This window comes from Prochlorococcus sp. G5PB11 (genome assembly GCF_059772425.1).
Genome location: NZ_CM186287.1, coordinates 232,621 through 245,959, shown reverse-complemented (window position 1 = coordinate 245,959; position 13,339 = coordinate 232,621). Strand labels below are relative to the sequence as shown.

Genomic DNA, 13,339 nt, shown 5'->3' with positions numbered 1-13,339 from the left:
AATTTGATTAAAAGATAAAAGTTTAACAAAAGATAAAACGAGTAAACAAAATAATAAAAATCAAAACAAACACTAATTAATTATATTAATTATATTAAAAATAATATTTAGTTGAATATAATTTTATAATTCGACGATTTTGATTGATTTCGACTGACGTATCTGAATGAATAAATGATAAAGATTGCTGTGGAATTGCGGTTTGAATCATACGTATAAAATTAGATAAATTATTACCTTTTAAACCTGATCCTTTTAATTTAATCATTTCATTTTCTTGATTAGATTTCCACAGGACTGTATTATTAAATTCAGAAGATTTAAGATGCCATATTTTATGAAATTTTTTCCAAATTACACTATATTCTAACAGTGACTCTTGGATCAACGCACGATAATCCTTTTCAGACTGGCTCAAGGACAAATTAAATTCATCCTGATCCAAATAATCAATTTTAAATAAATCTGAAACTGGAACGCAACCAACAAACCATCCTTCTAAGATTAAAACTTTAGGTTGATAGTCACACCAACCTGATCTATCTCCTTTTCCGTCTCTTAAAGACTTATCAAAATTAGGACTTCTTAAAACACCTGTTTCTAAAAAAGTGTCTAATGATTTATGCAATAAATCTAGAGAATGACTACCTGGAAAACCTCTAGGAACATTCCATGGATTACCCTCCATTGCAAAATCCATTTCTTGGGCAGGCAAATAAAAATCATCCAAAGATATAACTTTAATATCTAAAGACAGCTCTCTAGCTACATTATCGATCCAAAATCCAAGAGTGGACTTTCCAGATCCAGGTAGCCCGGAAAAACCTATTATTATTGGTTTATTAATATTATTTATATAATTTTCTAAAAGAGAAAAAAATGGAAATGTTAAAGACCATTTCCAATCTGATTTTTGATTTGGTTTCCAATATTTATCAATATTGGATTGAACATTAACATCAGACCATTTTTGATAAAAGAGTACCGGATTAATAGATAATCCTTCAAGAAATAAACTATAAGTATCAAGGGAAAAAAGAAAGTCTTTCGTTAAATCCTTAGGAAAAATATAATTTAGATCATAATTAATACCGTTTTCTTTCATAAAACCTTAAATTCATTAATGACATCCTCAACACTATTTGACCAGCCCTGTGCGTGAGGAGCATTTGCTAATCGAAAAGAACCGTTATCAATACCATTCTGTAAATACTTATTTGGTCCATTTTTACCAGGAATAACAATAGAAATATCAGCATATTCAAGCAAAGGGAGATCATTTTGCGAATCACCAAGTGCAATAATCTTTACATCATTGTTCTGTAGGTAAACTTTTAGTTTATTAACGGCCTGGCCTTTATGACTTTCACTGGAAAGCAAATGACTCATCCTATTTCCTTTGAAAACATGAACGTTATAAGAATCACAAATAAGCTTTACTTTTTCAAAAATATAATCAGGAGGATTTAAGAAAGGAACACTCCATCGCCTATCAAGAGCTCTGGCAATAGCTTTATCAGATAAACCAGTGAGTTCAAATATTTGATTTATACTTAAATCATTTAATGGGGTTAAGTGGTAGTTAAGTTTCTTAGATATATTAAATAATATAATTTTTAATTCCTTATAGCTTTTTCCTAAGATCAATTCCCATTCTGATGTATTTTGTTCATAAAATCCATAAATAGCCGCTCCATTTTCTACAATAAAAGGATCTGTCAATGCATTCTCTTTTCGAAAATATCTAACTTCAGAAGCAGTTTTACTTGTACAAGGTATTACAGGAATATTCAATTCAGCCAACATTTTCAATGTTTTTTTTGCTGGAGAAATATCGTAGTCTTCATCCATTAATGTCCCATCTAGATCTGTAACTATCCAATATTTAGAATTATTTTTCATAAGGCTAATCAGCTAATGTAACCCAAACTACTTGATAAGGATTAAGAGTGAAAGTATCAGTATTCAAATAAGAACCTGTAATATTATCCAGTAAACGCTTTTGAGAACTTAAATCTATTAAATCAAGTTCTTTTAATGGAGAAATACTTAAAAGTTCGCGAGACATATTACAGACAACATAAACACTGTCTTCAGCTAAACCTCTTTGAAGAATTACACAATTAGCTGTTTTTGTAGAGATACATTTCATACTCGACTCCGGATGAAAAGCTTTAAGCCTTGACCTGACTTTAACTATATGAGTGAGGTATGAAATATTTTTACTAGCTGGAGAATCAAAGTTTTTAAGTGTTACAAGTAATTTGTTTGCTTCAAATTTTTCTCGATTTAAATCTCTTCTTTGTCCTGTTTTTCTAAAAGAAGCAAGATCATTAGGGGAGGCTAAAACAGCTGGAAGATAAAAAGCTGGAACACCTTTAATAGATAAGGTAAAAAGCTGACTTAACAAAAAACGTTCAAATTGAAATACCGTATTATCAGGACCTTCGTTAGACATCGCACTCCACCAACTAATATTTAATTCATAAGGTTGATCTTGTCCATTTGACAGCCGGCGATGACTAACTAATCCTCCGCGTTTCTCTGATTCAACCAATAAATTATGAACTCTATTATCGTCCATAATTCCCTCTAATGCTCTCAATCCAATCCCATCATGTGAAGAAGTGAAGTTGAGTAGAGATGTATCCCTTGGCAACTCATTCCAATTAGATAACCAATTATTCAATAAATCAGTTTTACCAGTATAAATAGACTCTAATAATAAAGGAGGCAACGTAAAATTATAAGCAAGGTTGGCTTCATTACCATCAACCAAATAAGAAAGATTTTCTTTTTCTGGAACATTAGTCTCTGTAATTAATACAGCTGAAGGTTTAATAATTTTTAAGCATTTATTTAAAAGCTTAACTATTGAATGTACTGGGTCTAAATGTAAACAAGTCGTATATGGCTCCTTCCAAACGAATGCAATTGCATCAAGTCGAATCCATTCAACCCCATTAGAGATATATCTAACTAAGAGTTTCAGAAACTCAAGAAAAACATGTGGATTTCTCCAATCAACATCAATTTGATCTGGTCCAAATGTTGTCCAAACCTTCCTAAAGCCTTTTCTAGTATTGACGTTAGTGAAGAGAGATGAATTTCTAGGCCTTATAACTTTCTCCCAAATATCAGTCTCAGAAGGAGCAACTATGTACGACTTACCAGGATCCTCAGATTTTATAAATTGATGCACCCATGGATGAGAAGAAGAGACATGATTTAAAACAAGATCTGCCATTATTTTGTGCTTATTTGATAAATTCTTTAAATCATTCCAATTACCAAAAGCATCTTCAATTTTTTCATGATTTGAGACAGCAAATCCTCCATCACTTGTAGAAGGAAGAAATGGTAAAACATGTATGACTGACGAAAGACCGCTTAATCTATTTTTTACGAATTCAGTTAATGTTTTTAAAGTTGATTCATCTTTCCTATAAATTGAATCTGGGTAAGTAATCAAAACTACACTAGAAGAATCCCAAATTGATTTGATCTCTAATTCTTTAATCTCCTGATTAACACGAAATGGATCGAGTATCTGCAACAATTGTGACCACACTGAATTGATTTCTTGTTCAGAGTGGTCAGGATAAATTTCTCTGAGAGACAATCTCAGCTCAGCTAATTCACTATCCAACACAGACACTCTTTAAAGGAAAACAATCTTCTCTACCTCATCGTAGCTCCCACCTTGAATCTGTAAAACTTTTATCTTGAATGGACTTTCAGCAGGGTTTAATCACAACTATTCATGAGTACGGATTAGCAAAAGATCCAGTAACTCAACTAAATAAAGACCTCTTAAAACGACCAACATCAATACTTATTCCATGCCTATTCGAAGAGTTCAGTAGGCCAGCCTTAAAACTTATTAGATCTACTTTAAAAGAGTTAAAAAATTTAAATCAACTCGTCGTAGCACTATCTGCTAGTAATCGCGACGAGGTCGAGAACGCAAGAGATTTCTTTAAAGAAATGCCATATCCAGTTCACGTCCAATGGACAAATAGTCCATTGGTTATTGAATTACTAAAAGACCAAGAAAAGAATGGACTAGATCTATTAGGTGTTCCAGGAAAAGGATGGGCAGTATGGCAAGGAGTTGGTGTTGCCACGAAAAGTTCTGAAGTCGTAGCACTTTTCGATGCTGATATCAGAACATTCAATTCTAATTATCCAGCAAGAATGTTGGGTCCTTTACTAGAAAAATCTAATGGGATTTCATATGTAAAAGCTTTTTACAGCCGCCTATCTCTTGAGACAAATGCACTTCAAGGGAGAGCTACGAGATTATTTGTAGGTCCACTTCTATCAAGTTTGGAGCAATTGATGGGGAATGCTCCATTCCTTCAATATTTACAATCATTTAGATATCCACTGGCTGGAGAGTTTGCTTTTACTACAGACCTAGCAATGAATTTAAGAATTCCTTGTGATTGGGGATTAGAGATAGGGCTTCTATCAGAGGTTTATAAAAACGTAAGGATATCAAGAATCGCACAAGTTGATCTGGGTATTTTCGACCACAAACACAAAGAAATAGGTTCAAAGGCTAACGAGGGTCTCCAAAAAATGTCTACGGAAATTCTTTCCAGCGTTTTAAGAGGATTGATGGAACATGAAGCAAGAACACTTACAAGTTCTCAATTAGCAAACTTGGAGGTTTTATATCGAAGAGCAGGTGAAGATAGAGTTAAACAATTTAGTTTAGATTCCTCAGTAAATCAATTGCCTTACAGTAGACATAAAGAAGAACTAGCAGTTCATACTTTTGGAAAACTATTAAGACCAGCAATAAATAAATTCCTTGAATCACCTGTTAAGCAGCAATTGCCTTGCTGGGCAAGAGTTTTAGACTGTGAAAGTAAATTGCAAGATGATTTAGAAAAGGCTGGGTGCGCATAAAAAGCCATTAACAAATTAATACTCATAAAAAAGCTTTAATAAGTAATGAAATTCCTATAGAAAAAGAAACTAATTCAAAAATAACTTTAATAAATTTGGACCCTTTAATTAGTGAAAAATTAGCACCAAAATAGCCACCTAGAAGTGAACCTAGAATCAAGACAGGTATACAGCTCCAAATAATATTTCCCCTTAATCCTAAAGAAAGTGCTCCAATGCCATTCCAAAAAATTCCAACAAAAATTAAGGTATAGGCAACCGCCACAGAAAAAGCTAAATCAAATACTGTTATCATCCAAATCGTTACAAAAAGTCCAGTACCAGAAGATAGATAGCCATTGAAAAAACCAATAGTAAAAAGGCCTAATGAGCCAATTATTATTCTTAACTTATTAATTTGAATGTTTTTATTTGAACTTCCTAGTTTTTTCTGCTTTATTGAGTAAAAGCTAAGAAACAAAGTCAAAAAACCTAATAAGGTAGTAGAAAAATTATTGGGTAAAATGGAAGAAGTATATGCCCCTAATAAAACGCCAGGCAACCCCGAAATTAATATTAAAAAAGCATATTTTATTTGTAACTCATTTTTCTTTAAATGTGGGACCGAAGCCCCGATACCAAGAGCAACACTAGCAACTTTATGAGTTGCCAAAGCTTTTGAGAAAGGTAGACCAAAAAATATGAGCGCTGGAAGTTGTATTAAGCCAGCTCCACCTCCAGATAAAGCAGATATGAAATTAGATAAAAATGATATAAATCCCAAAGAAATTTGAGAAATAATATCATTATTTAACATATAAATCTAAATAATATATTTTATACAAAAATAAGTTCTGGTGAAATAATCTAAATATTCTTAATCATTTCCCTTCTAATAAGGTCAATACAATTTGGGTGTTCATGAATATACCTATTAAATTCCATCGCAAGTAATCTTGCCTCGTATGCATCACATGCGTAAAAGCAATTCTCAAGACGCTGATTATCACAGTTTCTATAATGAACTGTGTAGGGCCTTAAGCTTGAAAGTGGGATTTTAAATTGAGTTTGATCCATTTTCAATTTATATTCCTATTTCAGTTATGCATCCATTAGAAAAATTTTTCTACAGATGTCTTGTAACCAATATAAATTAAAATTTATTTAGAATTTGAATTCAAATTAAAATTTTGTTTTATAAAAGATTAAATAAATTAGTAAATTGATTCACATGATAAAATTATCTGAAATAGATCTAGGATCTACCCTATTATCAACTTTTATATTAATCGGATTCATAGCTACGGCTTTTGTGTTTATAAGACTAACGATAATTGGAATTAACTATATTAAAATTAATTATTCAAAAGAAAAAGGAGAGGAAAGCTTGAAAAAGGTAGACAAAAACAAGGTCAAAGGTTTTTAAAGACAAAAAAATATGCTTGCCAACACAGAAAAGAATGATTAGTAGGTGAATATTTAATTCATTGATACGAAAAATATGTTAATTTAGTCAAATCTAAAGTTAATCATAATGGAAGTAAATCCACTAATACCAATTGGAGCAAAGATAAAAGTAGATAAGTCGAAAATAGAAAATCTATTACCAAATAAATTATTGGATGACTTACCGCAAATGATAAATGGAGAAATTGTGGATTATAAAATGACAGATGGGATGGGTATTGGCTATGTATTAATGACTGAAGATAATCTAAAAATTTGGATTTTCAACACGGAATTAAATGAACAAACAAGAAAAGAATATAGCTTGAATGAGACTAAGAAATTCAATAATACCGAAAATAGTGATCTAATACTAGGAAAATATAAAGTAACTTATATGATAAATGGCAACAGAAATATTAAAACGATAGCAAATCCAATAAATCTAATTAACTGGTTAATATTTACGATGAAAGATATTTTTTAAACTACTAATCAACTTGCCTTTTCATAATAAGAAATAACATATTCCCAATTTTAATTGTTTCTGAAAGTTCCCATCTATCCATCCCCTTTTTATTTAGAAATTTACTTAGTTGAATAGCAGGATGTTCAGAACCTTCATTTTCCTGGTACTGTTCTGGAAATTGATCTTTAAGAAAGTCTGGACTCAGTGAGCCTTTAAGTTTTTCGCTCGCCACCTCAGGATTGCTTGCTTCTTTATGATTGACTGATGTATCATCGACGTTAAGATGTACCACATGATATTCCCACTTCATAAATATAATTTAAGATAATATTTATTATACATACTTCAACTATAAGCGAATTTGATATATTCAGATTTCAATAAAGTTAAAATTCAGGACTTGAATCGAAAAAATATTAATATGGATTAAATCAATTAAAATCATAGTGGAAGGATTTGACCCCGCGATAAATTATGGTCCGAATGATGCTGGCATATCAGCAATAACAATAATTCTAGGTATTGTTGGCCTAATTGCTTTTTCATGGTTGTTTGGCAAAATATACGCACAAATTTCCAAAATATTCGAAAGCAATAATAAAAATAATTAGTAGATAATATAAATTCAAAACATTTATATCTATAAAATAAACACATTTAAAAAAAAATAATTATTTAATAAATTAATAAGGATGTGAATTATTGCAAATTAAAATAGCAAAACAATATTGTATGTAGTATTTTATGATTTATCTATTAATCTCTAATTATGTTGGCTTCCTTGATGGTTCATGAATGGGCGACACCATTAAATCTATCAGCTCCAATAGCTGGAATAATCACTATAGGTGGCTTTATGGGCTATTACAGTTTATCTAGGAAGTTTTAGAAGTAATCCATTAAGAGTAAATAATAGATATAAGCAATAAATAAATGATAAAGTTAACGTGGATATTTTTTGATGAATACATATATTCAATATATATTCGTTTCAAAAATAAAAAATTTGATGCTTTTATTGATTCCTGGGCGAATTATGTCTTCCTGTTGCACTAAGTCATTCAATCGGACTTCCCTTATTAGACAAGCCTAAAATTATTCTCAGATAGTTGATGATATTTAAGATACAGGACATACACTTGAATAAATAAAACATGTAAAGGGTTCAAGCTCATTCATGGATATGCAAAAAACAACCCACATTTTGGAATAGCTATAAACACATCAAAGATAATGAATGGTTAATATTCTCTTGGGAAAATATAATTTCAGATGACAAAGATAGAGAGATATATTACCAATCTAGATATTAAAGTTTTACCACATTAATTCATTATTTCTATCTTTTTTATATGATGAATTACAAGGTTTGAAATTTAGTAATTCTTCTAATTTCATAGCAAAGTCAAAAGTATCTCCTTTTAATCCTATGTTAATATAATTATTTTTTGTTTTAATTTTTTTTCTAAAGTTCAATACACCAATATATTTTTTCCATATAATTTGATTATTATAATTATATGCCCATAGATCAAAGATATCCTCAATGAGGTTAATGGGAATCTCAGAAGAGTAAGCTGTATTTGAACTATCTAATTTAAATCGATCTAATTGGGAGTAGAAAGAGAGAATATCTAAGGTTGTATTAATTGCTTCTTTAACTTCAACTGCTCCTTCAAGACCAAATAACTCCTTTCTATAACACTCAAGTAATTTAGTCCCAAGAGAATTATAAATATCATCCTCCTCAGTAAAGTTAACGAGCCAAAATCCTTTGCCTTCACTTACACCTGAGGCTAAATATAGATTTACTGATTTAGTCATTATGAAAAGTCTAGAGAAGCTTGGCAACAAATAGAATTAAAAAAAAGCTAGTTTAATAAAAAGATATCTTCCTACAAAATAATAATCTTTATGTACTTAAATTGAAAAAATTATATTTATTGCAAAAATAAAATAACTTCTGAAAAATATGGAAAAAGTAGTTCCAAGTAAATCCAATGGTTATAGAAAAAGTCTTGGCCCTGGAATCCTTTTAGCTGCAGCATGCATAGGCGGATCTCATCTGATGTCATCGACTACAGCGGGAGCTAAATTTGGATTTTCGCTAATCGGGCTAATCTTATTAACAAATTTAGTCAAATATCCATTTTTACTTGTCGGTACAAGATTTACAGCTGTTACTGGACTATCGCTTTTAGAGGGCTTTCAAAAACGTAATAAATTTTATTTGCCATTATATTTAATAGTTGGATTAATTACTGGTACTTTTACTATTTCCGCTGTTAGTTTTGTTACCGGGCTTCTATTAAAAAATATAGTAATTTTTTCATCCTTTCCTACTTTAGATTTAGCTATAGGTATTTTAATAGTATGTTCATTAATATTATTTATAGGTCAATATAAGGCCCTTGATAGGATTTCCAAGATTCTTGTATTTATGCTTACATTATTAACATTTTTTGCTGTTATATCTTTACTAATAAAAGGACCTGCAGGAGATATCAATCTTTCACTATTAAATAGCAATCCTTCTCCATGGACCCTCTCAAACTTAGGATTTTTAATTCCCTTGATGGGTTGGATGCCTGGTCCAGTAGAACTTTGTATATGGCCTTCACTTTGGATGTTTTCTAGAGCTAAAGAGACTGAACATACCGCTACTTTGAAAGAAGCAGAATTTGATTTCAATCTTGGATATTTCATCACAGTAATAACTGCTATTTTCTTTCTAACTCTTGGTGCCTACACAATGTACGGCACTGGCGATGAGATGCTTACAGGTTCAGGTGTTAGTTTTGCTCAGAATTTAATACGTTTATACACAGAATCCATTGGTGGATGGGCAAAGTGGATAATTGTTCCTGCAGCCTTTGCAGCCATGTTTAGTACTACGCTTACATGTCTAGACGCATATCCAAGAAGCATTTCATCAGCTCATGGATTGATAACTCGCTCAGACAAGGGAAATATCACTACTTTGACAGAAAAGAAACGTCTAAAAAAATGGATCATATTTCATGTGTTTGCATCGCTTTGTGCACTTTTGATTGCCAAATCTGGCGGGATTGGAGTTAAAGACTATGTATTTGGGGCTATGACCGGTAGTTTTCTATCAGCTCCTCTCTTTGCCTGGATGGCTATGGATACAATGAATAGTCCATTAGTAAAAAATCAATTTCGTTATGGCCTTGTTCTAAAAACAATCTGTTGGTTTGGAATTTCATTCCTCACAATCTTTAGTTTATTATTCGTAATCAATACATTCTTTGGTATTGGAAAATAAATCAATCATTAAATTATGAATACAATTAAAAATAAAATATATTTATTTTAATTAACTTGAAGCAGAAGTATAGTGTTTAAGAGCAAATTTCCAGAATAATCTACTGAGAATAAAAAACAAACTACTTAATAATAAACCAAGTAATATTATATTAAATTTCAGATCACCTAAAATTGCTTCAGCTGGGAAAGTGGTTAAAAAGGCTACAGGTAAAACCAACGTAAATATGAATCTCAAAATAACTGGGTAAGCTGAAATGGGATATCTACCTGCAGCCAACAAAGCTCTAAGTACTTCTGTTGCATTCCATGTCTTAACAAACCAGATGCTAGAAGCAGCAATTAGGAACCAGACTGAATATAGAATAACAAAACCAATGAATAAGGAAATAATGAATACATATAAGGAGTAAATTGAAAAAGAGGAGCCAGTTTGAATAGATGCCCAAAAAACAATAGAAAGCCCTAAAATGATCTCAGGTAACCCTGCAAAAGAAAACTTTTTAACTGATAACCAAAATTGACTATCAATAGGTTTTAGTAAAACATAATCTAAAGTACCCTCTCTAACGTAATTAACTATTTCGGTTAAATTTGGTCGTAAAAGAGCATTTGTTAAACCATCTAAAAAGGTATAAACACCTTGAATAACTAAAGCCGATTCCCAAGTCCAATCTCCTAATTGTCTGCCTCCAGTAAAGAAAAGAGATAATATAAACACACTTCCCAAGAGTGTACCCAACATAGCTAGCAACTCAATTAAGAAATTTAATTGATATTCAAGTTGAGATGCAAAAGCTGTAGACCAAAATAATCTAATTGTTTTAAAATAACGATACATATTATGCTCCCATAGCTGTATATCTTTTTACACCAAGTTTCCAAAGAATATTAACTGAAGGAATGAGAATTGAGATCCACAAAATTTGAGCTAAAAAACCATTAAAGATATCAACTGGCATTCCTGATAAAATCTTTGCTGGGAAATTAATTAGATAAGGAAATGGCGTTAGCATTGCAACTTTTAGAACATTAGAAGGAAAGGCTGATAAGGGTACTAATAAACCAGATAGAAACAGATAAGGAACAAATATTAATCTCTCTAGAGAACTAGATTTTTCAGTCCAAAAACAAAGAGCAGCAACTAAACTTTGAAGAAGAAATGCAATAGAAAAAGCCAAATGAGTTGATAAGTATGCAAGAAAAACTTGAGCTAATGAAGGAATCCAAAAAGATGAAGGATTTAGTATGAAAAAAGTTATAGCGATAGCTATTGCGAAAGGAAGTCTTGTTGCCTGCTCTGCTAAGTGTGCAGCTACATATCTCAAAAGAGGATGCAGAGGCTGAAGCAAATACGGTGATAATCGTCCGGAGAGTGAGTCTTCTTCAAAAGAAAAAACAACCCATACTACAGAAAACTGTCTAACCAGAAAAGCACTCAAAAAATATCTTGCCAAGCCAATATCATTTAAACCAAATGTATTACCAACATCATTTTGACTCCAAAGGGAAAACATTATAAAAGGAAGCACCCCCGAAAGAGCCCACAAAGCTATTTCGATGCGATATTCCAACATGTATGCATATTGTGTTGTAAGTAAAGTCTTAATAACCTTGAAAGACAATCCAAATATTCTCAATTGACTTCTCCTTTTTTAAATAATTCTCCGATCAATTGATCAATAGGAGGGTCACTAATCTCTAAATCTATAATATCAAAATCAGTTAAAAGATTACTTACTACTTCTGTTAATTTATCCCTTGAAACTAACAAAGATATAAAACGATCATTCAAATCTTGAATCTCACCATATCTAACAAATTGATCTCTTATACATGGATTTTTCAATTCAACTTTTACCTCTCTTGAGGGTGATAATGAATTAGCAAGCGAATCAAGATCGCCATCGTAAAAAAGTTTCCCTTTATGAATACAAATTACTCTTGGACATAACGCTGTAATATCAGCCATGTAATGACTAGTCAGTAAAATTGTCGCGCCAGTTCTTTTATTGTATTCGGATAAAAAGCTACGAACTCTTGCTTGAGCATTTACGTCTAGTCCTAGGGTAGGTTCATCTAGAAAAAGAACAGATGGCTTATGTAATAAGGCAACAAGTATTTCAGCTTTCATTCTTTGTCCTAAAGATAACTTTCTGACAGGTCTTGTAAGTTCTTCTCCAAGTTCAAGCATATCGGCCAATTCATTTATTCTTTCTTTTGCTTCGTAGTCGGACAAACCATACACAGCAGCATTTACATACAAAGAGTCCATTGGAGGAAGGTCCCAAATCAACTGTTGCTTTTGACCCATCACCAAGGTTATCTCATTCAGAAAAGCTGTTTGCCTTCGTTGAGGAGAAAAACCACAGACATCAACCAAGCCTCTCGAAGGATGAATAAGACCACACATCATTTTTAATAATGTGGTTTTACCTGCCCCATTGGCTCCAAGAAATCCAACTATTTCTCCTCGAGTGATTTTGAAACTTATGTCAGTAACAGCAGGAACATCATTAGTCTTTCGATCAAAAAAATGCTTAAGAGTGCCTTTAAACCCTGGCTGTTTGTTAGCAACTCGATAATATTTACTCAGCTGATCTACAAGGATCAAGTTACTTGGATTCTTAGGCAATTAAATGTCAAATGCATCAACATTAAGATAAAACATTTTTGCGTTAATAGCAGATAAAATCAAATCATAGAAAAATTTATAGGTTTTAAAACTAAATGGAAGAACAAAAATATTTAATAGCAATTGCTCTTGCTGAACAAAATAATAAAAGGTTAATGCCTATTGGTGGAAAAACTTTTATTGGAGTAGATTCTGAAAATCAACCTCCAACAAAAGAAGCTGAAAAGATACTACTTGATTTATTGCTTAGGTTATTTAAAAGAACTAATGAAGGTAATTTAAAAATCTCAAATGGTGAAACAGGCTTATTATTAGCATCAATTTGTTTTGAAAGTATGCAAAATAACCTCCCTTTAATCAAATCAGATTGGATTAACACAGGGAATACAGATACTTTAATAGACAAATTAAAATCAATATCCTCAAATCTTTGGAGTATTAAATACAAAAAACATGAAGGGATAATATTTGATGACTTAATAAATTAAGCAATTATCCAGAGATTTTTGATTGAGCTTTTTCAGCCTTACGAATGATCTTCCTAGCTTCATCACGAGACAAGCAAGACTCAGCTCTAGTTTGCAACTTTATTAGTTTTGCGTGCTGCT

Annotated in this window: 15 protein-coding genes; 5 read left to right on the top strand and 10 right to left on the bottom strand. The window is 31.5% G+C overall.

Annotated elements, in window-relative coordinates; all coding sequences use genetic code 11:
- Nucleotides 1-94: 94 nt before the first annotated feature.
- Genes AC6EI0_RS01275 through AC6EI0_RS01265 form a run of 3 tightly spaced genes read right to left on the bottom strand, consistent with a single transcriptional unit; the run spans nucleotide 95 to nucleotide 3,658 of the window.
- Complete coding sequence (locus AC6EI0_RS01275; protein WP_498522720.1) at nucleotides 95-1,105, bottom strand: nucleoside/nucleotide kinase family protein; 1,011 nt, start codon at nucleotides 1,103-1,105, stop codon at nucleotides 95-97.
- Nucleotides 1,102-1,902 (bottom strand): mannosyl-3-phosphoglycerate phosphatase-related protein YedP, encoded by an 801-nt coding sequence (yedP, locus tag AC6EI0_RS01270; RefSeq protein ID WP_498522719.1) that lies wholly within the window; start codon nucleotides 1,900-1,902, stop codon nucleotides 1,102-1,104. Before yedP ends, AC6EI0_RS01275 begins: the two co-directional genes overlap by 4 nt.
- Nucleotides 1,903-1,906: 4 nt before the next feature.
- Nucleotides 1,907-3,658, bottom strand: a complete 1,752-nt coding sequence (locus tag AC6EI0_RS01265; RefSeq protein ID WP_498522718.1) for a sugar phosphorylase — start codon at nucleotides 3,656-3,658, stop codon at nucleotides 1,907-1,909.
- A gap of 71 nt (nucleotides 3,659-3,729) precedes the next feature.
- Between AC6EI0_RS01265 and AC6EI0_RS01260 the strand changes: the two genes are divergently transcribed.
- Nucleotides 3,730-4,917, top strand: a complete 1,188-nt coding sequence (locus tag AC6EI0_RS01260) for a glycosyl transferase (protein WP_498522717.1) — start codon at nucleotides 3,730-3,732, stop codon at nucleotides 4,915-4,917.
- A gap of 22 nt (nucleotides 4,918-4,939) precedes the next feature.
- Here the strand turns inward: AC6EI0_RS01260 and AC6EI0_RS01255 are convergent, their stop codons facing one another.
- Entirely contained in the window at nucleotides 4,940-5,713 is a 774-nt protein-coding gene (locus tag AC6EI0_RS01255) for a sulfite exporter TauE/SafE family protein (RefSeq protein WP_498522716.1), read from the bottom strand.
- Nucleotides 5,714-5,763: 50 nt separating this feature from the next.
- Entirely contained in the window at nucleotides 5,764-5,973 is a 210-nt protein-coding gene (locus AC6EI0_RS01250; protein ID WP_498507153.1) for a DUF8647 family protein, read from the bottom strand.
- A 457-nt stretch (nucleotides 5,974-6,430) separates the two neighbouring features.
- Between AC6EI0_RS01250 and AC6EI0_RS01245 the strand changes: the two genes are divergently transcribed.
- A complete protein-coding gene (locus AC6EI0_RS01245; protein WP_498522715.1) occupies nucleotides 6,431-6,829 on the top strand; it encodes a DUF2862 domain-containing protein in 399 nt (132 codons plus the stop codon).
- Nucleotides 6,830-6,833: 4 nt separating this feature from the next.
- Here the strand turns inward: AC6EI0_RS01245 and AC6EI0_RS01240 are convergent, their stop codons facing one another.
- On the bottom strand, nucleotides 6,834-7,103 hold the full coding sequence (locus AC6EI0_RS01240) for a hypothetical protein (protein WP_498522714.1): 270 nt from the start codon (nucleotides 7,101-7,103) through the stop codon (nucleotides 6,834-6,836).
- 154 nt (nucleotides 7,104-7,257) lie between these two features.
- Here AC6EI0_RS01240 and AC6EI0_RS01235 point away from each other — a divergent pair, with 154 nt between their 5' ends.
- Nucleotides 7,258-7,422 (top strand): hypothetical protein, encoded by a 165-nt coding sequence (locus tag AC6EI0_RS01235; RefSeq protein WP_498522713.1) that lies wholly within the window; start codon nucleotides 7,258-7,260, stop codon nucleotides 7,420-7,422.
- A gap of 706 nt (nucleotides 7,423-8,128) precedes the next feature.
- Here the strand turns inward: AC6EI0_RS01235 and AC6EI0_RS01230 are convergent.
- On the bottom strand, nucleotides 8,129-8,635 hold the full coding sequence (locus AC6EI0_RS01230) for a josephin (protein WP_498522712.1): 507 nt from the start codon (nucleotides 8,633-8,635) through the stop codon (nucleotides 8,129-8,131).
- Nucleotides 8,636-8,783: 148 nt separating this feature from the next.
- Between AC6EI0_RS01230 and AC6EI0_RS01225 the strand changes: the two genes are divergently transcribed.
- Nucleotides 8,784-10,097, top strand: coding sequence for an NRAMP family divalent metal transporter (locus AC6EI0_RS01225; RefSeq protein WP_498522711.1), 1,314 nt, complete (start codon nucleotides 8,784-8,786; stop codon nucleotides 10,095-10,097).
- A 51-nt stretch (nucleotides 10,098-10,148) separates the two neighbouring features.
- Here AC6EI0_RS01225 and AC6EI0_RS01220 read toward each other — a convergent pair whose 3' ends face one another.
- Genes AC6EI0_RS01220 through AC6EI0_RS01210 form a run of 3 tightly spaced genes read right to left on the bottom strand, consistent with a single transcriptional unit; the run spans nucleotide 10,149 to nucleotide 12,731 of the window.
- Nucleotides 10,149-10,937 carry an ABC transporter permease gene (locus AC6EI0_RS01220; RefSeq protein WP_498522710.1) on the bottom strand — a complete coding sequence of 263 codons (789 nt, stop codon included), beginning with the start codon at nucleotides 10,935-10,937 and terminating at the stop codon, nucleotides 10,149-10,151.
- Between the two features lies 1 nt (nucleotide 10,938).
- The gene (locus AC6EI0_RS01215; protein WP_498522709.1) at nucleotides 10,939-11,736 is read right to left on the bottom strand and encodes an ABC transporter permease; all 798 of its coding nucleotides are present in this window, start codon (nucleotides 11,734-11,736) and stop codon (nucleotides 10,939-10,941) included.
- A complete protein-coding gene (locus AC6EI0_RS01210; protein WP_498522708.1) occupies nucleotides 11,733-12,731 on the bottom strand; it encodes an ABC transporter ATP-binding protein in 999 nt (332 codons plus the stop codon). The genes AC6EI0_RS01215 and AC6EI0_RS01210 overlap by 4 nt, the downstream gene beginning before the upstream one ends.
- Before the next feature lie 95 nt (nucleotides 12,732-12,826).
- Here AC6EI0_RS01210 and AC6EI0_RS01205 point away from each other — a divergent pair, with 95 nt between their 5' ends.
- A complete protein-coding gene (locus AC6EI0_RS01205) occupies nucleotides 12,827-13,219 on the top strand; it encodes a DUF8680 family protein (RefSeq protein ID WP_498522707.1) in 393 nt (130 codons plus the stop codon).
- The last annotated feature ends 120 nt before the right edge of the window (nucleotides 13,220-13,339 follow it).

What these genes read in the sequence shown, in the direction of transcription:
- AC6EI0_RS01275 (WP_498522720.1), bottom strand. Translation starts at nt 1,105, where the DNA reads ATGAAAGAAAACGGTATTAATTATGATCTAAATTATATTTTTCCTAAG.
- yedP (WP_498522719.1), bottom strand. Translation starts at nt 1,902, where the DNA reads ATGAAAAATAATTCTAAATATTGGATAGTTACAGATCTAGATGGGACA.
- AC6EI0_RS01260 (WP_498522717.1), top strand. Translation starts at nt 3,730, where the DNA reads ATGGACTTTCAGCAGGGTTTAATCACAACTATTCATGAGTACGGATTA.
- AC6EI0_RS01255 (WP_498522716.1), bottom strand. Translation starts at nt 5,713, where the DNA reads ATGTTAAATAATGATATTATTTCTCAAATTTCTTTGGGATTTATATCA.
- AC6EI0_RS01250 (WP_498507153.1), bottom strand. Translation starts at nt 5,973, where the DNA reads ATGGATCAAACTCAATTTAAAATCCCACTTTCAAGCTTAAGGCCCTAC.
- AC6EI0_RS01245 (WP_498522715.1), top strand. Translation starts at nt 6,431, where the DNA reads ATGGAAGTAAATCCACTAATACCAATTGGAGCAAAGATAAAAGTAGAT.
- AC6EI0_RS01230 (WP_498522712.1), bottom strand. Translation starts at nt 8,635, where the DNA reads ATGACTAAATCAGTAAATCTATATTTAGCCTCAGGTGTAAGTGAAGGC.
- AC6EI0_RS01225 (WP_498522711.1), top strand. Translation starts at nt 8,784, where the DNA reads ATGGAAAAAGTAGTTCCAAGTAAATCCAATGGTTATAGAAAAAGTCTT.
- AC6EI0_RS01220 (WP_498522710.1), bottom strand. Translation starts at nt 10,937, where the DNA reads ATGTATCGTTATTTTAAAACAATTAGATTATTTTGGTCTACAGCTTTT.
- AC6EI0_RS01205 (WP_498522707.1), top strand. Translation starts at nt 12,827, where the DNA reads ATGGAAGAACAAAAATATTTAATAGCAATTGCTCTTGCTGAACAAAAT.